25 protein-coding genes are annotated in these 24868 nt (G+C 63.6%); 8 read left to right on the forward strand and 17 right to left on the reverse strand.

What is annotated here, in order from left to right; translation table 11 throughout:
• Positions 1 to 10: 10 nt before the first annotated feature.
• From pabB to J2Y68_RS12395, 3 genes are all read right to left on the reverse strand, one after another.
• Entirely contained in the window at positions 11 to 2044 is a 2034-nt protein-coding gene (gene pabB / locus J2Y68_RS12385; RefSeq protein WP_309993834.1) for an aminodeoxychorismate synthase component I, read from the reverse strand.
• A complete protein-coding gene (locus J2Y68_RS12390; RefSeq protein ID WP_309993836.1) occupies positions 2041 to 2601 on the reverse strand; it encodes a low molecular weight protein-tyrosine-phosphatase in 561 nt (186 codons plus the stop codon). The genes pabB and J2Y68_RS12390 overlap by 4 nt, the downstream gene beginning before the upstream one ends.
• A gap of 94 nt (positions 2602 to 2695) precedes the next feature.
• Positions 2696 to 3307, reverse strand: coding sequence for a TetR/AcrR family transcriptional regulator (locus J2Y68_RS12395; RefSeq protein WP_309993838.1), 612 nt, complete (start codon positions 3305 to 3307; stop codon positions 2696 to 2698).
• 101 nt (positions 3308 to 3408) lie between these two features.
• Here J2Y68_RS12395 and J2Y68_RS12400 point away from each other — a divergent pair, with 101 nt between their 5' ends.
• The gene (locus tag J2Y68_RS12400; RefSeq protein ID WP_309993839.1) at positions 3409 to 3735 is read left to right on the forward strand and encodes a putative antibiotic biosynthesis monooxygenase; all 327 of its coding nucleotides are present in this window, start codon (positions 3409 to 3411) and stop codon (positions 3733 to 3735) included.
• 79 nt (positions 3736 to 3814) lie between these two features.
• On the opposite strand, the gene J2Y68_RS12405 is transcribed toward J2Y68_RS12400, so the two are convergent.
• From J2Y68_RS12405 to uriH, 3 genes are read right to left on the reverse strand one after another with little or no spacing between them, the layout of a single operon-like run.
• Entirely contained in the window at positions 3815 to 4771 is a 957-nt protein-coding gene (locus tag J2Y68_RS12405) for a ribokinase (protein WP_309993840.1), read from the reverse strand.
• Positions 4768 to 6210, reverse strand: coding sequence for a uridine transporter UriT (uriT, locus tag J2Y68_RS12410; RefSeq protein ID WP_309993841.1), 1443 nt, complete (start codon positions 6208 to 6210; stop codon positions 4768 to 4770). Before uriT ends, J2Y68_RS12405 begins: the two co-directional genes overlap by 4 nt.
• Positions 6210 to 7226 (reverse strand): uridine-preferring nucleoside hydrolase UriH, encoded by a 1017-nt coding sequence (uriH, locus tag J2Y68_RS12415; protein ID WP_309993843.1) that lies wholly within the window; start codon positions 7224 to 7226, stop codon positions 6210 to 6212. The genes uriT and uriH overlap by 1 nt, the downstream gene beginning before the upstream one ends.
• A gap of 186 nt (positions 7227 to 7412) precedes the next feature.
• Between uriH and J2Y68_RS12420 the strand changes: the two genes are divergently transcribed.
• Entirely contained in the window at positions 7413 to 8447 is a 1035-nt protein-coding gene (locus tag J2Y68_RS12420; protein WP_309993844.1) for a LacI family DNA-binding transcriptional regulator, read from the forward strand.
• Between the two features lie 6 nt (positions 8448 to 8453).
• On the opposite strand, the gene J2Y68_RS12425 is transcribed toward J2Y68_RS12420, so the two are convergent.
• Positions 8454 to 9077 carry a LysE family transporter gene (locus J2Y68_RS12425; protein ID WP_309993846.1) on the reverse strand — a complete coding sequence of 208 codons (624 nt, stop codon included), beginning with the start codon at positions 9075 to 9077 and terminating at the stop codon, positions 8454 to 8456.
• A gap of 154 nt (positions 9078 to 9231) precedes the next feature.
• On the opposite strand from J2Y68_RS12425, the gene J2Y68_RS12430 reads away from it, so the two are divergent.
• The gene (locus tag J2Y68_RS12430) at positions 9232 to 10323 is read left to right on the forward strand and encodes a DNA polymerase IV (protein ID WP_309993848.1); all 1092 of its coding nucleotides are present in this window, start codon (positions 9232 to 9234) and stop codon (positions 10321 to 10323) included.
• Between the two features lie 27 nt (positions 10324 to 10350).
• On the opposite strand, the gene J2Y68_RS12435 is transcribed toward J2Y68_RS12430, so the two are convergent.
• From J2Y68_RS12435 to J2Y68_RS12465, 7 genes are all read right to left on the reverse strand, one after another.
• Positions 10351 to 11334 carry an aldo/keto reductase gene (locus J2Y68_RS12435; protein WP_309993850.1) on the reverse strand — a complete coding sequence of 328 codons (984 nt, stop codon included), beginning with the start codon at positions 11332 to 11334 and terminating at the stop codon, positions 10351 to 10353.
• A gap of 73 nt (positions 11335 to 11407) precedes the next feature.
• A complete protein-coding gene (locus J2Y68_RS12440) occupies positions 11408 to 11773 on the reverse strand; it encodes a hypothetical protein (RefSeq protein WP_397335004.1) in 366 nt (121 codons plus the stop codon).
• 37 nt (positions 11774 to 11810) lie between these two features.
• Entirely contained in the window at positions 11811 to 13193 is a 1383-nt protein-coding gene (locus J2Y68_RS12445) for a C40 family peptidase (protein ID WP_309993853.1), read from the reverse strand.
• A gap of 180 nt (positions 13194 to 13373) precedes the next feature.
• Positions 13374 to 14603, reverse strand: a complete 1230-nt coding sequence (locus tag J2Y68_RS12450) for an RNA polymerase sigma factor (RefSeq protein ID WP_309994315.1) — start codon at positions 14601 to 14603, stop codon at positions 13374 to 13376.
• A complete protein-coding gene (locus J2Y68_RS12455) occupies positions 14604 to 14963 on the reverse strand; it encodes a YciI family protein (protein WP_211713652.1) in 360 nt (119 codons plus the stop codon).
• Between the two features lie 101 nt (positions 14964 to 15064).
• A complete protein-coding gene (locus J2Y68_RS12460) occupies positions 15065 to 15880 on the reverse strand; it encodes a methyltransferase domain-containing protein (protein ID WP_309993855.1) in 816 nt (271 codons plus the stop codon).
• 57 nt (positions 15881 to 15937) lie between these two features.
• The gene (locus tag J2Y68_RS12465) at positions 15938 to 16450 is read right to left on the reverse strand and encodes a MarR family winged helix-turn-helix transcriptional regulator (protein ID WP_309993857.1); all 513 of its coding nucleotides are present in this window, start codon (positions 16448 to 16450) and stop codon (positions 15938 to 15940) included.
• 165 nt (positions 16451 to 16615) lie between these two features.
• Between J2Y68_RS12465 and J2Y68_RS12470 the strand changes: the two genes are divergently transcribed.
• Positions 16616 to 18790, forward strand: coding sequence for an MMPL family transporter (locus J2Y68_RS12470; RefSeq protein WP_309993859.1), 2175 nt, complete (start codon positions 16616 to 16618; stop codon positions 18788 to 18790).
• 302 nt (positions 18791 to 19092) lie between these two features.
• Here the strand turns inward: J2Y68_RS12470 and J2Y68_RS12475 are convergent, their stop codons facing one another.
• Both J2Y68_RS12475 and J2Y68_RS12480 read right to left on the reverse strand, forming a co-directional pair.
• On the reverse strand, positions 19093 to 19575 hold the full coding sequence (locus J2Y68_RS12475; protein WP_309993861.1) for a GNAT family N-acetyltransferase: 483 nt from the start codon (positions 19573 to 19575) through the stop codon (positions 19093 to 19095).
• Between the two features lie 23 nt (positions 19576 to 19598).
• A complete protein-coding gene (locus J2Y68_RS12480; protein WP_309993862.1) occupies positions 19599 to 19961 on the reverse strand; it encodes an ArsR/SmtB family transcription factor in 363 nt (120 codons plus the stop codon).
• Positions 19962 to 20026: 65 nt separating this feature from the next.
• On the opposite strand from J2Y68_RS12480, the gene arsB reads away from it, so the two are divergent.
• From arsB to J2Y68_RS12500, 4 genes are read left to right on the forward strand one after another with little or no spacing between them, the layout of a single operon-like run.
• Positions 20027 to 21121 carry an ACR3 family arsenite efflux transporter gene (gene arsB / locus J2Y68_RS12485; protein ID WP_309994317.1) on the forward strand — a complete coding sequence of 365 codons (1095 nt, stop codon included), beginning with the start codon at positions 20027 to 20029 and terminating at the stop codon, positions 21119 to 21121.
• A 16-nt stretch (positions 21122 to 21137) separates the two neighbouring features.
• On the forward strand, positions 21138 to 21560 hold the full coding sequence (locus tag J2Y68_RS12490; protein ID WP_309993863.1) for an arsenate reductase ArsC: 423 nt from the start codon (positions 21138 to 21140) through the stop codon (positions 21558 to 21560).
• A gap of 25 nt (positions 21561 to 21585) precedes the next feature.
• A complete protein-coding gene (gene trxB / locus J2Y68_RS12495; protein WP_309993864.1) occupies positions 21586 to 22563 on the forward strand; it encodes a thioredoxin-disulfide reductase in 978 nt (325 codons plus the stop codon).
• A 28-nt stretch (positions 22564 to 22591) separates the two neighbouring features.
• Positions 22592 to 23959, forward strand: coding sequence for an NAD(P)-binding domain-containing protein (locus J2Y68_RS12500; protein ID WP_309993865.1), 1368 nt, complete (start codon positions 22592 to 22594; stop codon positions 23957 to 23959).
• Positions 23960 to 23977: 18 nt separating this feature from the next.
• Here the strand turns inward: J2Y68_RS12500 and J2Y68_RS12505 are convergent, their stop codons facing one another.
• The gene (locus J2Y68_RS12505; RefSeq protein WP_309993867.1) at positions 23978 to 24835 is read right to left on the reverse strand and encodes a prephenate dehydratase; all 858 of its coding nucleotides are present in this window, start codon (positions 24833 to 24835) and stop codon (positions 23978 to 23980) included.
• Positions 24836 to 24868: the final 33 nt, after the last annotated feature.

The raw sequence follows: 24868 nt of genomic DNA on the forward strand, positions 1-24868 counted from the left end.
TCAACAGGTATCAGCCAGGGAACTCCGCCCCCAGGGTGGAAAGCACGCCGTACGCCTTAGTCCGGATTTCCTCGTACTCGTCGTCGGCCAGCGAATCCGCTGTGATGGCCCCGCCCACGCCCAGGCTCAGGGTTCTCCCGCCTGCACCGGAAGGGTTTACCACCAGTGTTCGGATCACCACGGCGAGGTCCGTTGCGGCGTTCAGCGAGAAGTAGCCGATAGCTCCCGAGTAGATCCCCCGTGGCCCCGACTCGAGGTGGTCAAGGATGTCCATGGTGCTGATTTTGGGCGCGCCCGTCATCGACCCCGCAGGGAAAGCGGCCGCTACCGCTTCCGCCCGGGGAGCCCCCGGATTGAGGTGGGCATCCACCGTGCTCACCATTTGGTGGACCGTGGCGTAGCTTTCGATCGCGCACAGCCGGCTTACAGTGACCGAACCGGGGATGGCGAAGTGGCTGAGGTCGTTGCGCAGCAGATCCACGATCATGATGTTCTCCGCGCGGTCCTTCAGCGAGGTCTCCAGGTCATGCTGCAACGCTGCGTCTTCAGCGGGGTCGGCACTGCGCCCGCGCGTGCCCTTGATCGGTTCGGCGCGCATGCCGCCGTCGGACAGGATGCGAAGGAACCGTTCGGGCGACGTGCTTGCGACCACCAGTTCGCCGAACCGCAGGTAGCTGGCAAATGGTGCCGGGTTCCGGCGTCGAAGGTTAAGGTACGCAATCCAGGGGTCAAGGTCGCCGGCGGGGGCTTCGAGGGTGGTCGTCAGGCACACCTCGTAGGTGTTGCCTTCGGAGATTTCGTGTTGGGAGGCCGCGATTTTCCGCTTGTAGTCGGTCGCGGAGTCGCGGCTGACGAATTCGGGGACAATCCCCGAGGAGGCGGCGACGGCGGCGGCCGCCGGGACAGCAGCAGCCCCGACTGCGACGCGTGCTTCGTGGAACCATGCGTCGGCGTCGGGCGCATCCAGCGCGAGAAGCCACGCGGTTTGTTCGCGGTGATCGAGGACGACGGCCCGTCCAGCGAAGAGGAGCGCAGCGTCAGGGGTTTCGGACTGGACGTCGCTCCCGCCGGTTTCGCGTTTGAGCTCGTACCCAAGGTATCCGAGCCAGCCGAGCGTGAACTGGCCGTCGTAACCGCGGGGTGCGCGGACGGCCCGGCGGCCCCACACGGAGTCGAGCCAGCGGAAGAACGTCCCGGATGTGGTCACCGTGGCGGAGCCCGCTGTTACTTGCGTGGCCCCGGACCGGTGGGTTGCCAGCTGGCCGTAAGTGCCGCCGTCGTCAGCCAAAATGCTGAAGCGGCTGCGTGCCGCGGCCTGTGCCGTCCCTGCAACTGACGACGCGTTGGAGGAGTCGAGCCAGACGGCGTTGGCGGACTTGCCGTAGAGGGACTCGAAGAGCTGGGCTGCGTCAGGCATGCTGTCCACCCGCTCGGAGCGCAACTGGAGTCCGCGGCGGGCACTGAGTTCCGGCGCGAGGATTGCCGCCAGGGATGGCAGATACATGAGGGCCTGCAGGACGTCGTCAGGTGCACTGCCATCGGCGAGGTTGAGGACGTGGACGTCCGCGGCGCTGGCCGCCGGGTCCGATTCCAGCCATGCGTCTTCCTGCGCAGCCCAGCTGTCCCAGTACGGTTCGTAGGTACTTCCGTCCCGCGTCAAGGCCCGACGACGGCGGTCGTCACCGGGGGACTCGACCCACACCACGGCGTCCAACATCGGCCGGGCAGCCTCAGCAGCGGCACCCACGCCTTCCACGATCACGATCTCGGCGGGCAGGGTGACTTTCAGGCCGCCGTCGTAATGGCGTTCCCAATCCCAACTGGTCCATTCGGCAGCGAGGCCGGCATTCAGCGGCGGGAGGACAGTGGCCACGTAACGTTCGATGCCCGGCATGAGGCCGTTCCAGCCGGGGTAGATGTCCTCCAGGTGGAACAGTGAGACTTTGTGGTGCTGCCGCAACCTGGCCGCCAATTCGACGGCCAATGTGGTTTTTCCTGCGCCGGACCTGCCGTCAACAGCGATGATCACGGGTGCAGGGGTCATGACATAGAGGTTACCTGCTGGTGCTCGCCGGATTCGGCCTCCACCTGGGGACCGATGGCTGTTTTGACATGTTGCACGATCCCCGGGATGGCGTCCTTGATGAGGGTCCAGGTGGTGTCGAAGTCCGTGTGGCCCCCATACCAAGGGTCTTCGATGCCCAGATCGAGGGAGCTGCGCCCGGCCACGTGCGGATCGAAGCTGCGCAGCATCCTGACTTTTGCCAACGATCCGGCGTCCGGGGCGCCTTCCTGGAGCCACCCGAAATGATCGACGTCCAGGGCGAGGATGAGGTCCCGCTCAGCGAACCATTCTTGCCGCCATTTGCGGGCAACATGGTCTTCTGAGGCGATGTGTTTGGCGGATAAAACCCTGGCCGCACGGGGGTCTATGGGGTGCCCCACCTCGTAACCGGTGGTGCCGGCTGAATCCACCACCACAACGTCGCTGAGTCCTTCCGCTGCGAAGGCTTCGGTGAGCATGAGCGCCGCCATGGGCGAGCGGCAGATGTTTCCAGTGCAGACCGTGATGATGCGGTATGGGCTCGACGTTGAGTACATGAAGCAAGCATGGGTGATCCCACCCCCTCTTGGCTAGGGGCTACTTCACAAGCGAGTCACTTTTGATGTCAAACCTGTCACAGGGCCGCTGAAGTCAGGCTGTTGCCGGTTCGGTTGCTGCCGCTTCGGCGGCCAACGCTGCGGCCATCAAGCGGACGGTACGTACGACGGCAGCGCGCCGCCTTTCGGTGCGGCCCGGGTTGTCGCCGGCCATGAGCCCGTCGAGGGCCGGCAGTACGGGAGCGGAATCGCACAGGCTGACGATGGTGATGAGGAGATCGCCCGCGTCCTCCCGGGAGATGCCGGGGAGGGCTGCGATGGTGCTGTTGACCTTCGATGCGCAGTTGGCCATCCGCTTGGGCAGGCCCACGACGTCGGCGCCCCGTTCCAATCCTTCCCAGAACAGCAGGCGCGGGGCGGTGGCGTCCACCTGGTGGTGATCGAAAAGCCTCCCGGCGTAATCAGCCATGGCTTCCGGTCCGCTGCCCTCGATGGGGACCTCATCCATGAGGTTGGTCAGGGCGGTGACGATCACGGCGTCGAACAAGGCGTTCTTGTTGCCGAAGTACTGGTAGATCCGCTCTTTGTTGACGCCGGCTTCCGCGGCGATGCGGTCAATGCGGGCGCCGGCCAGTCCACGCGCGCAAAACTCTGTGGTGGCCGCGCTGAGCAGCAGCCCCTTGGTTCGCTCTGTGTCCCATGCCATAGAGTCATCTTAGCATTTTCCAACTATGTGGTTGTAATTTTTCTACGGCACGGGTTATGGTGATTCCAAGCCAATTTGCAACTATCTGGTTGGAGAATCCGATGACCACCGAAGCAACGCCCATCACCACAGAAGCGGAGCCCGTCGCAGCTCTCGCGACCGCGTCGGCCCGTCCCCAAGGTCCGTCCGTTCACATGCGGGCGCTCATCACCTGGCTCGCCATCTTCCCGCTGGTCTCCATTGGCATGCTGCTGCTGGGCCCCTTCATGGAACCGTGGCACCCTGTCCTTCGGGCACTCATCCTGACCGCATTCGTTGTTCCCACGGCTGTCTACCTGGTGGTTCCGCGGATGCTTGCGGGCCACGGCGTCCTCAGCCGTAAGATCGCCGCGCGCTCAGCCCTCCGCGCAGCCCGCAAGTCCGCTTAACCCAACTAGGGGACAGTAACGGCTCCACTGAGTGCCCAGTGGAGCCGTTGCTGTCCCCTAGTTGGGTGGGAGGCTGGGACTAAGCGCCCCGCAGTTCCTCAACCTCAGCGGCACTCGGGTACGCGGCCTGCGTGCCCTTCTTCGTGGCAGCAAGCGCGGCTGCCACTGAAGCGAACGCCGCGGCATGAGCCAGGGAATCTCCAGCTGCCAGGCGCGCAGCGACAGCACCCGTAAAGGCGTCGCCGGCTCCCGTGGTGTCGACGGCGGTCACGCGGGTAGGGGCGATACGGGTGATCTGATCCTCAGCACCATGTGCCAACGAATCCAGGACAACAGAGCCCTGGGCGCCAAGGGTTACCAATACCCGCTGCAAGCCCCTGTCAGCGAACTGGCTGCGGACTGGCTCCCATGCCCCCGCGCCAGCCTCAGCGTCAGGAATGTCCGCTTCCGAACCCAGGAACAGCGAAGCCTCGTGCGCATTTACCAGCAACACGTCGCTCAACCCGGCCAGTTCCTCCGGCACCTCGGCGTAAGGCGAGAGGTTCAGCAGGACTGTAGCTCCGGCGTCGTGCCCTGCTTGAGCGGCGGCCACCACGGTATCGATGCCCACCTCCAAGCAAAGGCACACCACGGCGGCGTCGCTGAAAGCAGCAGGCTCGACGTCGGCCGGGGTCAGGGTGCCGTTGGCGCCAGCCGAAATGATGATGCTGTTCTCGCCGCTCGCGTCCACTGAAATAACCGCGACACCGGTGGCAACATCCGCACGGAGGACGCGGGACACGTCCACACCGGCACTGGCCGTCGAGTCCAGGAGCATGGTGCCGTTGGGGTCCTCGCCCACGGCTCCGATCAGGGTGACCTGGCCGCCGAGCTTGCTGGCAGCCACTGCCTGGTTGGCGCTCTTGCCGCCGGGATTCACCGCAAAGCCGTTGCCGTGGACTGTTTCGCCGGGTTTCGGGAGACGGTCCGTGTAGATGGTGAGGTCCGCGTTGAGGGAGCCGACGACGACGATCCCCGCCTTGGGTGCGCCGCTCACACCGTCACCTCAGCATCTTCGGTTACTTCTGCGTCCACCGGCTTGGGGATCAGGAGCGACGCGGCGAAGGCAGCCAGGGTGATCGCAAGGCCCACCACAACCACCGTCAGGTACGAGGCTTTGGTGTCGTTCAACGAGGCGGTGGCGACCAGCACAGCGGGCAGTACCAGGAAGCTCAGCCCCGCGCCGAGGTTGAAAGCTCCCGCGTTCATGCCGGGGAGGAAGCCAGGGTTGCCCTTCGGTGAAAGGACCACGCCGAGTCCGTTCAGCATGATGTTGACGGTACCGGCGTACATGATGCCCAGCAAAGCCGTGCCAAGAATCATCATCGGCAGGCTACTCAGTCCGAAGAACGCGATGATGGCCAGGGCCACAAGGCTGCCGATGAGGCCGATGCGGAGAACCTTGGTGTACCCGAGGACCGGAGCAAGCCGGCCGCTGATGGGACCGAAGATCCAGCCAAGGAGTGCATAAGGGGTCAGGATCATGAGCGACATCTCGGTAGGCCCGACGCCGAAGCCGGGATCGGCTGCCTGAACGTACGCCGGGACGATGCCGTTGATGACCGCGAAGATACCGGTCATGGTCAGCGTGGTGGTCAGGAGCGGAGCCCACGTGGAGCGCTGGCGCAGGTGCACGGTTTCCACCATGGGCTGCTTTGCCCGCTTCTCGACGGTCCAGAACGCGAAGAACGCGACGGCGGCAATCACCGTCAGGAAGATCGCGAGGGTCAGGGTGCCGGCGTCGAAAGCCGTGGCCAGCTTGGAGCCCTCGTTCAGGGCCGTCAGCAGTGCGCCCACGGCGATCACGATGAAGAAGACGCCCAGCCAGTCCATGGTGGTGCCAGCTGCAGGCTTGCTTTCGCCGGCCAGGAATGCAATCAGGACGGTGGCAACGACGGCCAGTGCGACCATGAGCCAGAAGATGCTCCGGAAACCAAAGTTCTCTGCGAAGTAGCCGCCAACAAACGAGTCGACACCGGCCACGCCGCCGTTGACTGCCGTGATGAGGCCCATGAGCGTTCCATACTTGCGCGGGTTGCTTACTGCCGAGCGAAGCATGATCAGGCAGAGCGGAACCGTGGGCCCGCTGACGCCTTGGATGATGCGGCCAACAAAGAGCCAGGTAACGTCCGGGGCCATTGCTGCGATGACGGAGCCGACCGCCATCAGGACCATCATGCCGACCAGGATCTTCTTGCGGCCAACGATGTCGCTCAAACGTGGCAGGAAGAGGGAGAACAGGGCGGCCGCGGTGAAGAACCACGTCTGGGACAGGCCGATGGTTGCCTGGTCCGTGTTGAGTTCGTTGCCCATGGTGACCAGGGCGGGGCTAAGCATGGAGGCGTTGAGCTGGAAGGCTACGCAGGCTGCCAGCAGTGCCACCATAAGGGCGGTGACGTTGCCGCGGGCGGACTTTGTTTTAGTGAGCGTGGACATCAGTTGGACTCTCCTGCCAGGACCGCTTCGGCAACAATGGTGGCGTCAGCGCCGCCGTCGTGCGTTGGTTCGCCGATCCTGACAATCGCGTCGGTGACCAGGTCCCAGAACTTCTTGTGGTCCAGGTCGACGGCGACCGATGTGTGGCAGTCCTCCGGGGCGGGTGCGCGGAAGTCAGCCACGGTCATGCCGAGGGTGAGCTTGCCTTGAAGTTCGACGTCAACGGGGACCTTGCGCGTGGTCATGACCGTGGGGTCGATGACGTACGCGACGGCGCAGGGATCATGCACCGGCGGGAAGTCGAAGCCCTGGGCGTCCTTGTAGGTCTTCTTGAAGAATTCCATCAGTTCAAGGACGAACTTGGCGGGTTTGGTGCCGATCTTGGCGATCCTGTCCACAACCTCGTCCGTTGCCAGCGCTTGGTGCGTCAGGTCGAGGCCAACCATGACAACGGGCCACTTTTCGTTGAAGACGATGTGCGCAGCCTCAGGGTCGATGATGATGTTGAACTCGGCCACCGCGCTCCAGTTTCCCACGTGGTAGCCGCCGCCCATGAGGACAACTTCCTTCACGCGCTCCACGATGCGGGGCTCCTTGCGGGCCGCCATGGCGATGTTTGTCAGGCCCGCGGTGGGGACCAACGTGACGGTGCCAGGCTCGTGGGCCATGACGGTTTCAATGATGAGGTCGACGGCGTGGCGCGGGTCCAGTTCGATGGCGGACTCGGGCTGCTCAGGACCATCCATGCCCGAATCGCCGTGGATGCTGGGGGCGGTCTCGATGGTGCGGACCAAAGGGCGGTCGCAGCCTGCGGCGAAGGGGACGCCAGTGATGCCGGCAATGGTTGCCACCGAAAGGGCGTTGCGGGTGACCTTCTCGAGGGTCTGGTTGCCCACCACCGTGGTCACTGCGAGCAGTTCGATGTCCGGGTTGCCGTGAGCCAGCAGCATTGCTACGGCGTCGTCATGGCCAGGGTCGCAGTCAAGAATGATCTTCTTGCGTGTGTTGGGATCCACGTTTCTCTCCACGTCATTGGGGCCTGCCAGGTACTTGCCCGGGGCAGGGCGCTAAGCATTCAGGGGTGATTCTGGCACCGTTTCCGGCGTTACGTCAAACGCTTAACGTGGTGACTGTCCGGAATACGTCAAGCGCTTGATGCCTTCTCGCAGGTCAGGGCGGGATAACAACGCTACGATCGATGCATGGAATCCCTGGATCGGCGCCATGTACGCGCGCCACGAGTGACCGCCGCGATGGTGGCCGCCCGAGCCGGCGTTTCCACGGCGACCGTATCGCTGGTGGCCAACGGCAAGACGCAGGGTCGCGTATCCGATGACAACATCTCCCGCGTTCGCACGGCCATTTCCGAGCTTGGTTACGTAGTGGACAGCATCGGCAGCTCGCTGGCCCGCGGGGTCAGCTCCATCGTCATCCTGGTGACGCCGGACGTGTCCAACCCGTTCTTTGCCAACGTGATCGCCGGCGTGCGGGAATCGCTGGGTGCCGAATACCAGTTGCTGCTGTCAGTGACCGACGCCGGGGAGTCGCCGCAGGCCTCCGACGTGCGCAAATTGTTGGCCCTCCGCCCGGCGGGCCTGCTGGTGGGCGCGCCCAGTGCAGGGTTCCTTGAAGACCTCTCCGCGGCCGCACCCCTGGTGCTCCTGGACGCCCCCGGGCTAGAGAGCTTCGCGCCGTCCGTCAACCTCGATGTAGCCCAGGGTGCCCGCGAACTGGCCCGGCACTTGGCTTCCTCCGGACACACGAGGGCGGCGTATGTAGACGGCATCACTGGAACGGCCACGTTCCAGTTGCGCCGGGAAGCTTTCCTCGAGGAAGCCGCTTCCCTTGGCCTGGTGGTCTCGCAGGAGCACATCATCAGAACAGCGATCGACGTCGGTGCTGCCGCCGCCGCGTTTGCCGCCGCCTGGCCGGGATGGCAGCGTGAGGGGGTGACCGCCGTCGTCTGCGGTACCGATACGCACGCCTATGGAATGCTGCAGGAGGCGCGGGTGGAGGGGGTCCGCATCCCCGAAGAATTGGCTGTGGCCGGCTTCGACGACTTGCCCTATTCGGCTACCAGCAACCCCAGCCTCACCAGCGTCCACCTGCCGGCGACCCCCTTGGGACGCAAAGCGGGGGAGCAGCTGCGCGGGCTCATGGAGGGCCGTGAATTGTCGGAGCCGCATGTGACCTTGGAGAGCTCGCTGGTAGTGCGGGGTTCTACGGTCTCCAGCTGATCCTGGCTAGTGGATGACTGCCAGCAGGATGCCCACCAGCACGAACAAGCAACCGAAAATGCGGTTGAGGACCTTCTGGCCACGTTGGTCGTGGGTGAAACGCTGGAACGAACGCGCTGCAAGGGCGAAGAAGAACCACATCACCATGATGTCGATCGCCAAAACTGTGGCGGTCAGCACCACGTATTGCTGGACCAACGGCTGGTCCGGGCGGATGAACTGCGGCATGAAGGCCAGGAAGAAGACAATGGCCTTCGGGTTCAGCAGGTTGACCCAAACGCCCCGCTGGAACATGGATAGTGCGGGTTCGTTCTTCTTGTCCTCAACCTGTTCTTCGTCCAGATCGGGTTTCCGAAGGAACTGCCGGATGCCGAGGTACACCAGATAGGCCGCGCCCGCGTATCGGATCACATTGAAGATGACCGGCGAGTTGGAAACCAGGACACCCACACCCAGGGCCACGATCAGGATATGGATGACCAACGCCACCTGCTGGCCCAGAATGCCCCAAATGGAACGTCGGAAGCCGGAGTTGAGCGAGTTGCTCATGGTGAAGATGGCACCCGCGCCGGGAGTGAAACTGATCAGGGTGCCGGCACCAACCAAGGCCAGCCAGAGAGAAAATTGCACCACCTCAGCTTATGCCGGTGAAGGGAGTGGTTGGGACGCGTGCCGTCACCACCCACTTTGCCGGTGTCGGGCGGGGAATGCGCCCGAAATAGGTTGATTTCAGCAGCTGCCAAGTCCAAAGAAGGTGGTGAAGGTACAGCCAAGGCCCGCGTCCATGGGGCAGACTGATCCCGTGAGCGGAATCCCGTGGGTGTTGCACGTTGACCTGGACCAGTTCATTGCGGCGGTCGAGGTACTGCGGCGGCCCGAGCTGGCGGGCAAACCGATCATTGTGGGCGGCAGGGGAGATCCCACAGAAAGGGCTGTGGTGTCCACGGCATCCTACGAAGCAAGGGCCTACGGAGTTGGCTCAGGGATGCCCCTTCGCGTAGCGGCCCGGAAAGTCCCCGAAGCCATCATCCTGCCGGTCGACCAGAAAGCTTACCTTGCAGCATCAGAGGTGGTGATGGCGACTCTGCGGGAACAACCGGGTGCAACGGTTCAGGTGCTCGGCTGGGACGAGGCCTTTGTTGGCATCACAACGGAGGATCCCGAAGCCTACGCAGGGCAGATCCAAGAAGCTGTACTGGAACAGACCCGGCTTCACTGCAGTATCGGCATCGGCGACACCCTGGTCCGCGCAAAGAACGCCACCGACTTCGGCAAGCCCGCCGGGGTGTTCAGGCTGACCAAGGAAAACTGGCTGGAGGTCATGGGAGACAAGCCAACCAAGGAACTGTGGGGTGTTGGAAGCAAAATCTCACAGCGCCTCGCGAAGCACGGCATCACCACAGTCAACCAACTCGCCGCGGCAGACCCGCAGGACCTGGTGCCGGAGTTCGGCCCCAAGATGGGGCCGTGGTACGCACAGCTGGGGCGCGGCGAAGGCGCCACGGAAGTCGACGATACTCCCTGGGTGGCCCGCGCCCACGGTCGCGAAACCACCTTCCAGCAGGACCTCACCGAACCGGACCAGGTGGAGGCCGCCGTCAAGGAACTGACGGCCCGCGTCCTCGAGGATGTTGCAGCCGAGGACCGGCCAGTGGTGGGCCTTACGCTGAAAGTCCGCTACAAGCCCTTCTTCACCAAGACCTATGCGAGGAAGATCCCGGAGACCTTCAGCCGTGACGACGTCCTGACCCAGGCCTTGGAGCTCACCGGAAAAATCGAGCCGGACCGCCCGATCAGGCTGCTCGGACTGCGCGCCGAAATGGCCATGCCCGACGACGCCCGGAAGGGACACACTCCCACCCGGAGCGGTTGGTGAAAAACAGGTACGACGCCGGCCTGGCGGCTACCAGCGCGGGTGAATCGCTTCGCGGAAGTAGCGGTCGTAGATGTCCCGCACTCCATCTGCCAATCCAGCCCCGACCACGGGCATCTCCCCAGCCTCGGCGTTGATCCGGGCCTGCTCCGCGGACCGAGCTCCGGGGATCACGGAAGTGACGCCATCTTGTGCCACCACCCAGGCGAGGGCCGCTTGGGAGCTGGTGACGCCGTCGGGAACCAATGCACTGAACTCCTGGGCGGCTTTGACGCCAGTTTCGAAGTCGACGCCCGAGAAGGTTTCCCCCACATCGAAGGATGATCCGTCGCGGTTGTAGTTGCGGTGGTCGTCAGCCGGGAACTCAGTTGCAGCCGTGTATTTTCCGGACAGCAAACCCGAGGCCAGGGGAACCCGGGCGATGATGCCCACGTTGGCCGCCTTCGCTGCGGGCAGCACCTCATCGAGCGGCTTCAGGCGGAAGGCGTTGAGGATGATCTGCACGGAGGCGGTGTTCCCGCGCTTGATGGCTTCGAGGGCCTCGTCTGTCCGTTCGACGCTGACCCCGTAATTGCGGATGGCCCCTTCACTGACCAGCGTGTCGAGTGCGTCGTAGACTTCGTCGCGGCTGTAAACGGCGGTGGGCGGGCAGTGCAATTGGACGAGGTCCAGGGTGTCCTGTTGGAGGTTGCGCCGCGACCGGTCTGTCCACGCTCTGAAGTTCTCGAGAGTGTAGTTTTCGGGCACCTGGTCAACGCGGCGGCCCATCTTGGTGGCTACGGTGATGTCCAGGCCAGGGTTGGCGCGGAGGAATTTTCCGATGATTTCCTCGCTGCGGCCATCACCGTAAACGTCTGCGGTGTCGAAGAAGGTGACGCCGTGGTCCACGGAAGCCTTAAGCACGGACACCGCATCTTCTTCGCTGACATCCCCCCAGTCCGCCCCGAGTTGCCAGGTGCCAAGCCCGACGGTTGAGACGGATCGGCCGGTCTTGCCAAGTATGCGCTGTTCCATGGGTTCGACTATAAGGGTTCTTCCTTTGTTAGCGCTGCCATTTGGCACAGAAGATGCCACTGCTCCGGAATCCTCAGCGCGGGGAACGCCGATTGCGCGCTTGGCGGGCCAGCTGAATGAACCCATAAACGAAAGCAGCTTGCACAAGCACCATCAATCCCAGGAGCAGCCACTGACTCCGGGCAATGAAGACTACGGCGCCTGTGATGACCAGCGTGGTTCCCAGAATAAGGGCATACACGGCGAATCCAAGGGCGACTTTCGCGCTGCGCACACCCGTTCTGAAGCCGAAGCCCGCAGGTTCGTTGTCTGGATGGCCGCCCATGGGATCTGGGCGGGCAGGTTTGAGGTTGTCGAATTCTGCCCAGAGGTCCGGGTCCGGATTGCTCACGTCTTCATCATCCCTCAGCCTTCCGGTTTGGTGAACCAACCCAGGCATGGGACGGCCGATGGTTGCGGCAGCCGTGAGCCAGTAACTAGTATCTGGCCACGAAGGGGTAGAGCTCCATACCCACCATTGAACTGATGTTGGAGACCGTGATGCCTTCCTGGGGGTTCAAAGCCTGCACCACCTGCCCGTTCCCCAGATAGATGGCCACATGGTAAAAGTTGGACGGCGAACCCCATACCAAGAGGTCTCCACGCCGCGCCTGGGAGAGCGGGACATGGACGGGCGCTGCGGCATATTGCTGCGAGGCGGTACGCGGCAGTCGCATCCCGGCTGTGGCAAAGGCGGCCTGCACCAGTCCTGAGCAGTCAAACCCGTAGGGTCCGGTACCGCCCCACTGGTAGTAGAACGGCGAACCGACCTTACCCAGGGCGACGGAAATTGCTGTTTCGTAAGACCCGCTGGATGGCACAGACGGCGGCGCAGGTGCTGGGGCGGGTGCTGGGGCTGGCTCGGGTGCCGGTGCCGGTGCTGGAACGGGAGGCGCGGCGGGTCCTTGGACCGGGGCTGCCGGGACCGGGGCTGCCGGAGCCGGAGCAGCGGGTCCAGACGTGTCCGGCGACGTTGCCGGATTCCGGGGAGCCTGATCCTGCTCTGCCTTGTCGGTGCTGGCGGTCAGTGCCGCGAGCCGTGCCTCTTCGCGCTGCCGGTCCAGGGCATCAACCCTGGCCGACTCAAGCTCAACAGTGGAGTTGCGGAGCTGGGCCAGCTGGTCCACCAAAGTGGTCCGCTGCGCTTTCGCGTCGGCCACAGCCTTGACCTGCGCCGCGTTGGCCTGGTCAGCCTGTGTTTTGCGCTGTTCCGCTGTCTTGGCCGCGTCGTCCGCGGCTTTGGTGGCGTCATCCGCAGCTGCTGACAGGGACTTGGATGCGGCGGCGGCGCTGACGGCAACTTCAAGATCGCGGTTTCGCCTGGCTGAGAGGGCCTCCAGCGTGGCGGCCTGCTGGAAGCTTTCACTGCCACCGGCCAGCGTGACGAGTGCGGGATTCAGTCCACCGTTGCGGTACAGGTCACCGGCGATCTGCCCCACTTGTTTGCGCGTCCTGTCCTGCTGTTCCCGGGCGGCAGAGGCTTGGGCGCGGGCTGTAGAGGCGGTTTTGGTCCTTTGCTGCAGCTCCACCAGGGCCTCGCTGTAGGCGTTGTTGGCCTGCATGGCAGCCGTGGAGGCAACCTGCTGGTCAGCGGCTGCGTCTGCGAGGGTCCGCTCAATGGAGGCGACCTGGTCCGCCGTCGCCGCTTCATTGGCTTTGGCCGCCGCGATCTCCTCAGGCGAGGGCACGTCCGGAGACGCCCGGACAGTGAGGGGGGTAGTTGTTGCGGGTACAGCCGCTGAGGGAGTTACCACTGCCCCGAAAAGGACGACGACGGCGCACAGCACCGCGGTCCCGCGGGCGGATCGGGATAAAGCCATGTACAGAAACCTCGAAACGGGACGGGGGAGCGAGATTCTGGAGGAGGCGCGACTGCGACCCTCAGATGCTCTCGGCAGTCCTGAGGTTACGTGAGCGCTTGCACATTGGCAACAGCAGTCACACCAGTAACATAAACCACAATGTTGTGATTTCGGCCGACACGACGGGTGTGTCGTGGGTCAAGCTCCGCCGGTACCCAGCCCCGCTACTTTTCCCAACAAGTACCGCCGCTCCTGCAAGCTGGCAGTCTTTTTCGCGGCGCTGAGGTAGGCGGCGCGGGCTTCGGCGGGGGAGCCGGCCATCTCCAACAAGTGACCCCGGACTGCGTCCAAGCGGTGTGAGCGGCCAAGCACGGAATCCAATCCGTCCAGCAGCTCAAGCCCGGCGGCTGGCCCGTCAACCATGGCCACGGCAACCGCCCGGTTCAGGGTAACTACCGGGCTGGGCGCCACGGCTTCAAGGACTGTGTAGAGCGCCAGGATCTGTGACCAGTCGGTCGCGGCGTCTGTTGCTGCTTCGGCGTGCACTGCGGCGATCGCGGCTTGAAGCTGATAGGGACCTGCACGGCCGCGTCCGAGCACGGAAGAGAGCAGGGCGATACCTTCCTCGATTTGTTGGTGGTTCCACAGGCTCCGGTCCTGCTCCGCCAGCGGTACCGGAGTCCCGTCCGGCAGCGTTCGGGCGGCCCGCCGCGAATCGGTGAGCAGCATGAGCGCAAGCAGGCCGGTGGCCTCCAGCTCCGACTGCGCAGCAGCAACCAGCAACCGCGTCAACCGGATCGCCTCGGTGGTGAGGTCTTCGCGCTGCAGCGACGCCCCGGAACTCGCAGCGTAGCCTTCGTTGAAGATCAGGTACAGGACGTGAAGTACGACGCCGAGCCTCGCCTTCTGCTCCGAAGGCGGCGGCATGGTGAACGTGGCTCCAGCCTTCTGGATCCCCTGTTTCGCCCGGCTGATGCGTTGTCCCATGGTGGCTTCGGGGACAAGGAAGGCTGAGGCGATTTCCGCCGTCGTAAGTCCGCCAACTGCCCGTAGCGTTAGGGCGAGTTGTGAGGGTGCCGTGAGCGCCGGGTGGCAGCAGAGGAACATCAAGGTGAGGGTGTCATCTGTTGCCGGAGCGGAGCTGTAGGACAAGTCGACGTCCATGGCGGCGACGCGTTCCTCGCGGGAACGTCGTGCGCTTTCGCTCCGGTAAAAGTCCACCAAGCGGCGGTTGGCGACGGCCATCAGCCACGCTTTCGGGTCGCGCGGCAACTCGGATGGCCACTGCAGGGAGGCCTCCAGCAAGGCTTCCTGGACTGCGTCCTCACAAGCGTCGAACTGCCCGTGCTTGCGTACCAGCACGCCGAGGACCTGCGGCGCCAGCGTGCGCAGCAGGTCCTCGAGTCGCTTTTCCGGCGGGTGTTCCAGCTAGACCTCCGGAGGCGCTTCCTGGATAGCGCGTAGTTCCACGACTTGCGAGTACTTCACAATGCTCGCGCAGATCTCCACAGCCCGTTCCTCGCTGGCGACGTCAACCACCCAGTAGCCCACCAGGGATTCCTTGGACTCGGCAAAGGGGCCATCGGTGGTGATGACTCCGTCCGGGGTCTGCTTGACGAGCTTTGCGGTGCTGCCATCGGCCAGCCCGGCGTTGAAAACCATCTCACCGGACTCCGTCAGATCCTTGTCGATCTGGATCATGAACCCGATCATTTCCCGGATCCACTCAGGGTCGGCGGTTTCCATCATGCCCTCAGCCGACCCGAACATCATGATCATGTATTTCATCTCAAACTCCTTATGAACGGCGCCCCGTGTGGGCGCTTTCATTCATGGGTCGGAACTGCGGCGGGTATTTCTACATGGTGCGGCACATCTTTTTCGGGTCGCTACGCGCGGGCGATCACCTCGCCGTTGGGAATGAGGAAATAGCCATCCTCCGTGGCGCCCCAACGGTGCCAACCGGCGGCGATCCGGGCAAGATCGGCTTCGTTTGCCAGGCCGTATTCAAGAGCCTGTTCAGCGAAAGCGGAGTGCAGCACACGTTCGCTCCAAACCCGGGATTGCCAGGCGCGTTGCTGGGCGGTGGCATAGAGCCAGTTGCTGCTGGTGGGCGCCACCTGGGTGAATCCTGCCTGCTGGGCCCAGGAGACCAGGCGGCGTCCTGCGTCTGGTTCTGCACCGTTGCGGCGGGCGATCTTCTGGTACAGCTCCATCCAGTCGTCGAGCTCCGGGACTTCCGGGTACCAGCTCATGCCATGGAAATCGGCGTCGCGAACCGCCACGATGGCTCCGGGCTTGGCCACCCTGCGCATCTCCCGGAGCGCCGCAACCGGGTCGGTCAGGTGCTGGAGGACCTGGTGGGCGTGGACGAGGTCGAAGGTTTCGTCCTCAAAGTCGAGGTCGTAGATGTTGCCGGTCTGGAAGCTCACGTTGTCCACGCCGCGCTCCGAGGCAAGTTCAGCAGCCTGGGCCACGATGTCAGGTGAACGGTCCAGGCCGATTACCTGGCCGGGGGCAACCAGCCCCGCGAAATCGCACGTTATGCTCCCCGGGCCGCACCCGACGTCGAGCACGGAAGTGCCGGGGGTGAGATGCGGCATGACGAACGCCGCCGAATTCTCGACCGTCCGTGAGGCGTGGGCCCGGACAACCGACTCGTGGTGCCCGTGGGTGTAGACATCTTCAGGCTGCTGCGCGTTCATAGGGAAACGCTACAACCAGGAAGGCGAATTCAGGCGGAACGCGCACCCAACAGTCACCTAGTTGGGTTCAGGGTTCGTGGCTTCCTGGCGGGCGGCCAACGTCGCTTCCACCATGTCCGTCATGAAACGGGTGACAAGGTCCAACTCTTCGGCGCTGTAGGCGGCCATGGCCTTGCCCATTCGGAGGGCCAGCGGCATGAACATGGCGCTCCCGTCGCGGTAGGCCTTGGGTGTCATATGTAGCTGGACCTGCCGACGGTCAGTGCCAAGCCGTTCCCGGACAACGTGCCCGGACGCATGGAGCCTGTCGATTAAGGCCGTGGTGGCGGGCGAACTGAGCCGGAGCTCGGTCCGCAGGACGCCCGGCGTGACCACCTGGCCAGCGGCGGAGTGGCGCATGATCACGGCGAGCGCATTGAGGTCTGTGCGGTGCATGTCGTTGCGTCCGCCGGCTGCGTCGACGTAGTGGTTGGCTTCGAGGGTGAAGTTCTGGAGAAGCCGTACGAGTTCCTGCGGGGCCGCGTTTTCGGGCCTGCCGGCTTCGGGCCGCGGGGCTGATGGGTCAGACATTTCCGCCCTCCTGCCAGCGTTCGTCTCTTGTTTACTGCCTTCCGGATATTACTCCCAGCGGCCCCGGATTCCGGCATCAGCTCCAGGCGCTCTTGGAATAGTTCCATCATAGAGATAATCTATGATGGAATAAAGGCCGTGATCATCCCCGGAGAAGAAGGACGCATGAACGCGCAGAAAGTACCGTTCTGGCTGAGATGGCTGCTACCCGTGGTCCTGGTTATCACCTGGCTGGGCATCGCCGGAATCGGAGGGCCCACGTTCGGGCGGTTGGATGAAGTTTCTTCCAACGACCAGGCATCGTTCCTCCCTGCCGGCGCCGAAGCCACGGAGGCCGGTGACTGGCAGGCCAAGTTCAGGGACTCCGAAGAGATCCCGGCAGTGGTCATCGTTGAGAACGGTGCTGCGTTCACCCCGGCCCAGCTCGGCGAAGCAGCCCAGCTGAAAGCCGACATCGAGGCACTCAAGCTGGGGAGCGCCGTCGTCGGGCCTATCCCGTCCGAAGACGGCAAAGCCATCCAGTTCATCGTCCCCATGTCCTCCTCCGACGAGCTGCGGGATAAGGTCAAGGAGTTGCGCGACGTGGTTCAGCCCGGGGCTCCCGATGGCATGAAAGCGTTCGTGACGGGACCTGCCGGGCTTACCGCGGACCTCGTGAACGCGTTTGGCGGGATTGACGGCATCCTGTTGCTGGTGGCATTGGGCGCAGTGTTCGTGATCCTTCTGCTCGTCTACCGGTCCGTGGTGCTGCCACTGGCGGTGCTGTTCACCTCGGTGTTCGCGCTGTGCGCGGCTATCCTGCTGGTCTTCGGCATGGCCAAGCTCGGCTGGATCCAACTCAACGGACAAAGCCAAGGCATCCTGTCCATCCTGGTGATCGGTGCCGCCACCGATTACGCACTGCTTTATGTTGCGCGGTTCCGTGAAGCACTGACACACACCACCAACCGCACGCGCGCCGTCATCACAGCGTGGAAGGCATCTTTCGAGCCGATCCTCGCCTCGGGCGCCACGGTCATCATCGCCCTGCTCTGCCTGCTCTTCTCCGACCTGAACTCCAACAAAGCCCTGGGCCCGGTCGCGGCGGCCGGCATTCTCTGCTCACTGTTTGCCGCGCTCACGCTCCTGCCGGCCCTTATGGCACTGCTCGGACGTGCAGCCTTCTGGCCCTTCCGGCCCAAGCTACTGCCCGACGACGAACGCGAACCCGAGCTTGTTACTGGCCTGGAGGGGCAAAAGGGTCTCTGGAAGGGCGTTGGAACCCTCGTCTCCAAGCGCCCCCGGGTGGTCTGGATTGCTTCGGTCCTCCTGCTGCTTGTAGCGTCCGCGGGCGTGCTGCAGCTCAAAGCCAACGGCGTCCCACAAACCGACGTCATCCTGGCCAAGTCCGACGCCGTGGACGGCCAGGACGCGCTGGCGCGCCATTTCGACGCCGGTAGCGGCAGCCCCGCCGTCGTGGTCGCCTCCCAAGGTGCCGCGCAGCAGGTCCTGGATAAGGTCAAAGCGGCCGACGGCGTGGGTGACGCCTACCTCCTGGCTGACGGGAACGTGCCGATCACCGGAGCCCCGGGAACCCCGTCCGAACCGGCCGTGCGCGACGGCAGGGTGCTGATCAATGCGACGTTGAACTCTGCTGCAGACTCCATCGAAGCCGAGGACGCAGTGAAGTCCCTGCGTTCTGCCGTGCGCGAGGTTGATTCCGCGGCATTGGTGGGCGGGGTGACGGCCACTGCGCTGGACACCAACACCACCGCGCAGCGCGACCTTGCAGTCATCATCCCGATCGTCCTGGTAGTCATCCTGTTCATCCTCATGCTCCTGCTGCGATCCGTGGTGGCGCCGGTGCTGCTGGTGCTTTCCGTGGTTTTGTCGTATGGCGCAGCCATGGGTGTCTCGGCATGGGTGTTCAACGGAATCTTCGGATTCTCGGGGGCTGACGCTACTGTGCCGTTGTTCGGATTCGTGTTCCTCGTGGCGTTGGGGGTGGACTACAACATCTTCCTGATGAGCCGGGTCCGCGAGGAATCCCTGAAGCACGGGACGCGGCCCGGCATCCTGCGGGGCCTGGCCGTAACCGGCGGCGTCATCACCTCAGCCGGCGTGGTGCTGGCCGCGACGTTCGCAGCCCTGGGGGTCATCCCGATCATGTTCCTGGTGCAGCTGGCCTTCATCGTCGCGTTCGGGGTGCTGCTGGATACGGTGCTGGTCAGGTCGCTGTTGGTCCCGGCGCTGGCGTACGACATCGGCAGCAGGATCTGGTGGCCCAGTAAGCTCGGACGATCCTCCGGGGATGCGGTTGTGCGGCCACGCGAGGAAGAAGAAGCGTCGGTAGGGCGGTAGGTGTCCGGCTCCTGTTGAGTCCACCTAGATGACTCCGTGCGTATTAGACGACTCCTTCCGTCTAATACGCACGGAGCCGTCGAAACGGGGGTATCGCCCGTCCTCAAACGATCTGCTTCTGCTTCGCTTTCGCTCGTGACTTGCTCTTCCGCCTCCGCCGTCGCTTGGCTTGCACGTTGTACGGTGGCCGCGGTTCGCCGAGCCGCTGGCCCCTCCAGTACCGCCCGCCCAACAGGATCCCGGCCAGGATGCCATACGCCCACACAAAGGGAAGGGCCCCCTCCGTGAGGGCCCTAGGAGGGCTAGATAGTGGAGGATCGGCGTTCGATCAGGACGGTGTCCCGCCAGTGTCCTTCACGTGGTCCGTGCGGCATACGGGCGATACGACTTCTCCTGCCGACGACTGCAAATCCTTCGGCGGCGTGAAGTCTGAGGCTGGCCGCATTCTCGGGGAAAACGCTGGCTTGGATGGTCCAGATGCCTGCCTTCTCCGTGGAAGCAATGAGTGCACGTAGAAGGCGCTTCCCAACTCCCAGGCCCCTGGCTTCTCCGGCGACATAAATGGAATGTTCCACGACGCCGGAGTACGCGGCCCGCGATGACACGGGAGAAACGGCGGTCCAGCCAAGAACGCGGCCAGAGAACTCAGCCACAAACCTGTGATCCTTGAGTCGTGTGGCGTCGAATTGCTCCCAGTCCGGTGCCGCGGGTTCAAAGGTGGCATGCCCAGAGGCGATGCCTTCGCTGAAGATCTCCCTGACCGCGGGCCAGTCTGAGGGAGACATCGGCCGGATGGTGGCCTCGCTGCTCACAGGCTTTCCAAGAGTCCCGTGGTCCGTTCGATAGCACCGGGAACCAGGGAGTAGTAGGCCCAGGTGCCCCGCTTCTCGCGATGCAGCAGGCCCGCGTCGACAAGAATCTTCAGGTGGTGCGACACCGTTGGCTGCCCCAGGCTCAGGGGCTCCGTGAGGTCGCAGACGCACGCCTCACCGCCCTCCGAGCCCTTGACGATGGACAGAAGGCGCAGGCGGTTGGGGTCTGCGAGGGCTTTGAAGACGGAGGCCCGAAGTTGCGCCTCGTAGGTATCGATGGTGGGTTGCCCCGACGGTTCGCAGCACGCGTCAGTTGCTGCGTCCACTGGTGTCAGCTCGAGAGTTCTCCCGGAGTTCATGCATCCATTATGCACATACATTGACAACCATCGATATAGCTGCTGATACTTCTATATCGAAGTTCATCAATCTAACCGGGAGTGTTGTGGGTAGCGAAGCTGCTGTCATCGGAAAACTGTCTGCGTTGGACCGTCTCCTGCCAGTGTGGATTGTTGCGGCCATGGCATTGGGTTTGGCCTTAGGAGCGCTGATACCGGGACTCAATGTGGCTTTGGAAGCACTCGAAGTCGGCCAGGTGTCACTTCCCATCGCAGTGGGCCTGCTGGTGATGATGTACCCGGTCCTTGCGAAGGTCCGGTACGACCAAACGCGCAGGGTTCTGACAGACCGCAAGCTGATGGTCGCTTCCCTGGCCATCAATTGGGTTCTTGCACCGGCCTTCATGTTTACGCTGGCGTGGATATTCCTGCCTGACCTGCCGGAGTACCGCACGGGGCTGATCATTGTCGGCTTGGCACGCTGCATTGCCATGGTCATGATCTGGAACGACCTCGCCTGCGGAGACCGGGAATCAGCAGCTGTCCTGGTGTTCATCAACTCTGTGTTCCAAGTGGTCGCCTTCGGCGCCCTTGGCTGGTTCTATCTCCAGTGGCTCCCTTCACTCCTGGGCTTGCCCACCACCAGTGCCGACTTCTCCTTCTGGGCCATTACCTCTTCAGTGCTTATTTTCCTGGGTATCCCGCTGCTGGCAGGATTCTTGACCCGAGCGGTGGGGGAAAAGACCAAGGGCCGGGAATGGTACGAGTCCCGGTTCCTCCCCAGGATCGGCCCTTGGGCCCTGTACGGTCTGCTGTTTACCATCACTCTGCTCTTCGCTCTTCAGGGTGGGGCCATCACCTCCCGGCCAATGGACGTCGCCCGGATCGCCATCCCTCTGTTGGTCTATTTCCTGGTGGTATTCAGCGCCGGAATGGTGGCCGGGTTCTGGCTGGATCTTGGCTATGCGAAAACCACCACCTTGGCGTTCACCGCGGCCGGCAACAACTTTGAGTTGGCCATAGCTGTGTCCATAGGCACTTTTGGCGTGATGTCCGGACAGTCACTCGCGGGTGTCGTCGGGCCCTTGATTGAAGTACCCGTCCTTGTTGCACTGGTGTATGTGGCCCTCTGGGCGCGCACGCGCTATTTCACTACTGCTCCCGCCCCTATCGCTGCCTGACCCTCAAGGAGAATCCATGACCACCCCCACTGCCAGGAAGCCGTCGGTGCTGTTCGTCTGCGTTCACAACGCAGGGCGCTCGCAGATGGCCGCCGCCTTCCTCACCACTCTTTCCGACGGCGCCATCGAGGTCCGATCTGCTGGCTCGCAGCCGGCTGACAAGGTCAATCCCGCTGCCGTTGAAGCGATGGCTGAGCTGGGCATCGACATGTCATCAGAGATCCCCAAGGTCCTCACTACCGAGGCCGTCAAGGAGTCCGACGTCGTCATCACCATGGGGTGCGGCGACGAATGCCCCTATTTCCCTGGCAAGCGCTACGAGGACTGGGTTCTCGAGGACCCTGCCGGGCAAGGCGTGGACGCAGTCCGTCCCATCCGCGATGAGATCAAGACCCGCATCGAGAATCTGATCGCATCACTGATCCCCGCAGCTAAGTAAATCCGAGCATCCAGGAGCGATTTCCGTGAGCAACGAACAACTGATCATCATAGGGTCCGGCCCTGCCGGCTACACAGCTGCCATCTACGCGGCCCGCGCGGGGCTGAACCCCTTGGTTCTGGCTGGCTCGGTCACTGCTGGCGGCGCCCTCATGAACACCACGGAAGTGGAGAACTTCCCCGGGTTCCCCGGCGGTATCCAAGGGCCTGAGCTCATGGACGGTCTCCAGGAACAGGCCGAAAAGTTCGGCGCGCGGATAGTGTTCGACGACGTCACGGAGGTTGACCTGAAGGGTCACCTCAAGCGGGTGGTCACCGGAGCCGGTGAGACACACGAGGCACCTGCCGTCATCCTCGCCACAGGTTCTGCCTACAAAGAGCTGGGCCTGCCGGAAGAGAAGAAGCTCAGCGGCCACGGAGTGTCCTGGTGTGCCACCTGCGATGGCTTCTTCTTCCGTGAGCAGGACATCATCGTGGTTGGTGGCGGTGACTCCGCGATGGAAGAAGCTACCTTCCTGACGCGCTTCGGGAAGTCCGTCACAGTGGTGGTCCGGAAGGGTGAGCTGCGGGCCTCCCGCATCATGGCCCAGCGAGCCAAGGACAATCCCAAGATCACGTTCGCGTGGAACTCGGCCATCACCAAAATCCACGGTGACAACAAAGTGACCGGTGTGACGCTCACCGACACCCGAACCGGCGAAACCCGGGAGCAAGGGGCTACAGGTATCTTCGTGGCCATTGGCCACCTGCCGCGCACCGAGCTCGTCGCTGGGCAGGTAGAGCTTGACGACGAGGGCTACATCAAGGTGGAGTCGCCCACCACGCTGACCAATTTGTCGGGTGTGTTCGCATGCGGCGACGCCGTTGACCACCGCTATCGGCAAGCCATCACAGCGGCCGGCACTGGCTGCGCGGCTGCCTTGGACGCCGAACGCTATCTCGCAGCCCTGGACGACGCTGACAGCATCGCAACAGCACTGGTCGAAGAGCCTACCCACTTCTGAGCGTTACCAATGGAGGTATGAGTTACCCATGGTTGAAAACCTTCCCGTCGCCGTGATCGGTGCCGGTCCCGTCGGTTTGGCTGCAGCAGCCCACCTGCTTGAACGCGGTCTGGACCCGTTGATCTTTGAAGCCGGTGCAACGGCAGGTGCCGCCATCGAACAGTGGCGTCACATCCGGTTGTTCTCACCATGGCGATTCAACCTCGACGCCGCGGCCGTCCGCTTACTCGAACCCACGGGCTGGCAGTCTCCGCGGCTGACAGCTCTTCCCTACGGCGCCGAACTCATCGACAACTACCTTGCCCCGTTGGCCGCCATCCCGGCGATCGCTTCCCGACTCCGGACAGGAGCCCGGGTTCTCGGGGTCACCCGGCGTGGGTTGGACAAGACCCAGGGGCGCAACCGCGACACTACCCCCTTTGTTGTGCGCGTCCAAGATACGGCGGGGGAGGTGCGCGACTACGCCGTTTCGGCGGTCATCGATGCCTCAGGCACATGGTCAAGGCCCAACCCGCTGGGCATGTCGGGCCTGCCTGCCATCGGTGAGGACAGTGCCTCAGACCGGATCTCGTCATCCCTTCCCGACGTCTCAGGGCGGGACCGGCATTCCTTCGCTGGACGCCGGGTCCTGGTGGTCGGTGCGGGGCACTCTGCAGCGAATACTTTGATCAACCTTGCGGAACTTGCCAAGGAAGAGCCGGGGACACGCATTCTTTGGGCCGTACGCGGAGCCTCGGCAGAGAAGACATACGGCGGCGGTGATGCCGATGGTCTGCCCGCACGCGGACAGCTTGGTTCCCGACTCCGTCGCCTGGTGGAAGCCGGAAGGATCCACCTGCACACGGGCTTTGGTATCAGCTCCCTGGCCGAATCCGAGGGTGGCCTCACCGTCACAGCAAGCGACGGACGCACCTTGGCGGCGGACGTCGTCGTACCTTGTACCGGCTTTCGCCCCGACCTCGAGATGCTCCGCGAGCTGCGCCTGGACCTGGACCCGGCTGTTGAGGCGCCCACCGAACTGGGGCCACTCATCGATCCCGAGTTCCACTCCTGCGGCACTGTTCCGCCGCACGGCGCCAGGGTTCTCGCGCACCCGGAGAAGGACTTCTACATCGTGGGCATGAAGTCCTACGGCCGGGCTCCCACGTTTTTGCTGGCTACTGGCTACGAGCAGGTTCGTTCAGTGGCCGCGGCGCTGGCAGGAGATCGAGCGGCAGCTGACACCGTGCACCTGGAACTACCGGAAACCGGCGTGTGCTCGTCCGATGCCGGTACCAGCTGCGACGTTCCTGCTGTTGCGTCTGCGGAGGATGATTCCAGCAGCTGCTGCTCCGTTCCCGAACCGGTGCTCATCGGCATTCCGACCGGGCTGGCCCACGGTCGTTCCGGAGCCTAGCCCAAGCGATCAACCGGGTCAGGCGCTGACCGTATTCCGTTCCCTGTAGGAGTCTGCTGCGTAGACGCCGAGGACGCGCACTTCCGTTGTGAAGAACTCCAACTCCTCCAGCGCACGCCGCAGGCGGGCGTCCTCGGGGTGGCCTTCCACGTCGGACAGGAACATAGTTGCGGCGAACTCGTCGCCCACCATGTAGCTTTCCAAACGGGTCATGTTGAGGCCGTTGGTGGCGAATCCACCCAGCGCCTTGTAGAGGGCTGAGGGAACGTTGCGGACCCGGAAGACGAAGCTGGTGATCGCGGGACCGGGGAGTTCTTCTTTGGTGGGAAGCTCGCGTTCCCGGGCCAGGACAACAAATCGGGTGGTGTTGCTTGGGTTGTCTTCGACGCCGGAGGCAAGCACGTCCAGTCCGTACAGTTGGGCGGCAAGCGGCGGAGCCAGCGACAGCTTGCGCGGATCATTCCACTCGCTGACTTCGCGGGCTGAACCCGCCGTGTCACCGGCAATGACAGGCTTGAGCCCGGCTTCGCGGATGATCCTGCGGCACTGACCCAGCGCATGGATGTGGCTGTGGACCTCGGTGGCCTCCTCAATGGTGCTCCCCGGAATTCCCATCAGGTCAAAGTGGATCGGCAGGAAGTACTCTCCGACGATCTGGAGCTTCGATTGGGGAAGCAGCACGTGAATGTCGGCTACTCGTCCAGCGATGGAGTTCTCGATGGGGATCATGGCCAGATCGACGTCTCCGTTGGAGACCAGTTCAAACGCGTCCTCAAAGCTGGCGCACGGCACGCTTTCAAGTTCGGGGAACATTTCCTTGCACGCGAGATCCGAATTGGCTCCGGGCTCACCTTGGTACGCAATCTTCTGGGCCATGCTGCTCATGGTTACATGGCTGGCGCCCGGCAA

The sequence above is a fragment of the Paenarthrobacter nitroguajacolicus genome (assembly GCF_031455195.1).
GTDB classification, from domain to species: Bacteria; Actinomycetota; Actinomycetes; order Actinomycetales; family Micrococcaceae; genus Arthrobacter; species Arthrobacter nitroguajacolicus_D.

Coding starts and splice junctions, on each gene's coding strand:
- J2Y68_RS12475 (WP_309993861.1), bottom strand. CDS start 19,575: ATGTCTCCCTCAGACTGGCCCGCGGTCAGGGAGATCTTCAGCGAAGGC.
- pabB (WP_309993834.1), bottom strand. CDS start 2,044: ATGACCCCTGCACCCGTGATCATCGCTGTTGACGGCAGGTCCGGCGCA.
- J2Y68_RS12430 (WP_309993848.1), top strand. CDS start 9,232: ATGGGGCAGACTGATCCCGTGAGCGGAATCCCGTGGGTGTTGCACGTT.
- J2Y68_RS12480 (WP_309993862.1), bottom strand. CDS start 19,961: ATGAACTCCGGGAGAACTCTCGAGCTGACACCAGTGGACGCAGCAACT.
- J2Y68_RS12505 (WP_309993867.1), bottom strand. CDS start 24,835: ATGGCCCAGAAGATTGCGTACCAAGGTGAGCCCGGAGCCAATTCGGAT.
- J2Y68_RS12455 (WP_211713652.1), bottom strand. CDS start 14,963: ATGAAATACATGATCATGATGTTCGGGTCGGCTGAGGGCATGATGGAA.
- uriT (WP_309993841.1), bottom strand. CDS start 6,210: ATGTCCACGCTCACTAAAACAAAGTCCGCCCGCGGCAACGTCACCGCC.
- J2Y68_RS12420 (WP_309993844.1), top strand. CDS start 7,413: ATGGAATCCCTGGATCGGCGCCATGTACGCGCGCCACGAGTGACCGCC.
- J2Y68_RS12470 (WP_309993859.1), top strand. CDS start 16,616: ATGAACGCGCAGAAAGTACCGTTCTGGCTGAGATGGCTGCTACCCGTG.
- J2Y68_RS12500 (WP_309993865.1), top strand. CDS start 22,592: ATGGTTGAAAACCTTCCCGTCGCCGTGATCGGTGCCGGTCCCGTCGGT.
- J2Y68_RS12390 (WP_309993836.1), bottom strand. CDS start 2,601: ATGTACTCAACGTCGAGCCCATACCGCATCATCACGGTCTGCACTGGA.
- J2Y68_RS12445 (WP_309993853.1), bottom strand. CDS start 13,193: ATGGCTTTATCCCGATCCGCCCGCGGGACCGCGGTGCTGTGCGCCGTC.
- J2Y68_RS12440 (WP_397335004.1), bottom strand. CDS start 11,773: ATGCCTGGGTTGGTTCACCAAACCGGAAGGCTGAGGGATGATGAAGAC.
- J2Y68_RS12460 (WP_309993855.1), bottom strand. CDS start 15,880: ATGAACGCGCAGCAGCCTGAAGATGTCTACACCCACGGGCACCACGAG.
- J2Y68_RS12490 (WP_309993863.1), top strand. CDS start 21,138: ATGACCACCCCCACTGCCAGGAAGCCGTCGGTGCTGTTCGTCTGCGTT.
- J2Y68_RS12395 (WP_309993838.1), bottom strand. CDS start 3,307: ATGGCATGGGACACAGAGCGAACCAAGGGGCTGCTGCTCAGCGCGGCC.
- J2Y68_RS12400 (WP_309993839.1), top strand. CDS start 3,409: ATGACCACCGAAGCAACGCCCATCACCACAGAAGCGGAGCCCGTCGCA.
- J2Y68_RS12465 (WP_309993857.1), bottom strand. CDS start 16,450: ATGTCTGACCCATCAGCCCCGCGGCCCGAAGCCGGCAGGCCCGAAAAC.
- J2Y68_RS12435 (WP_309993850.1), bottom strand. CDS start 11,334: ATGGAACAGCGCATACTTGGCAAGACCGGCCGATCCGTCTCAACCGTC.